The sequence below is a fragment of the Rhodococcus sp. P4_B6 genome (assembly GCF_056402215.1).
This window is the reverse complement of record NZ_JBFUHV010000495.1, coordinates 1-594: the sequence shown is the minus strand read 5'-3', so window position 1 is coordinate 594 and position 594 is coordinate 1. Positions and strand designations below refer to the sequence as shown.

The 594-nt window shown below is 68.4% G+C and carries 1 protein-coding gene; it reads left to right on the top strand.

The features are described 5' to 3' along the window. Positions 1-136: 136 nt before the first annotated feature. On the top strand, positions 137-594 hold a 458-nt coding region (locus tag AC1DWT_RS51770), incomplete at its 3' end, for an ABC transporter substrate-binding protein (protein ID WP_477926342.1).

Sequence of the window (594 nt, the reverse complement as noted above, 5' to 3'; positions counted from 1 at the left end):
GAACCCGAGCGAGGAAGTTGCGGGCGCGGTCGGTGGCCGGGTTGGCGAAGAAAGCCGCCGGACCGCTAGCGTCTGATCCCACAGCGGACGCCAACTCGGGTGGCGCCCGCACACAGGTGATCTAAGGAGAGTTTGGATGGCTAAACGGACCCTCGTGCGGGCGGCCGCGGTTCTCGGCGCGGCATCTCTCGCACTGGCAGGTTGTAGTTCGGACAGTGGCGACGACTCCGCGAGCGGGAGTGACAGCTCTGCCTCGGCCACCACTGTTTCCACCGACTGCACCCCCGAAGAAGCGGCGGCAGCGGGTGCCCCGTCCACGGCGCCGCTGAAGATCGGCACCCTGCTCCCCGACACGGGAAGCCTCTCCTTCCTCGGACCGCCGATGGTGGCGGGCACCCAGCTCGGCGTCAACGACGTCAACGCGGCAGGAGGGGTTCTCGGCCAGCCCGTCCAGCTGATTCCCGGCGACTCCGGCGACACCACCACCGATACGGCGAACACCACGGTGGACCGCGAACTGGCGGCGGGCACCCAGGTGATCATCGGTGCGGCGTCGTCGTCGGTGTCGCTGAAGGTCATCGACAAGGTGTCCAG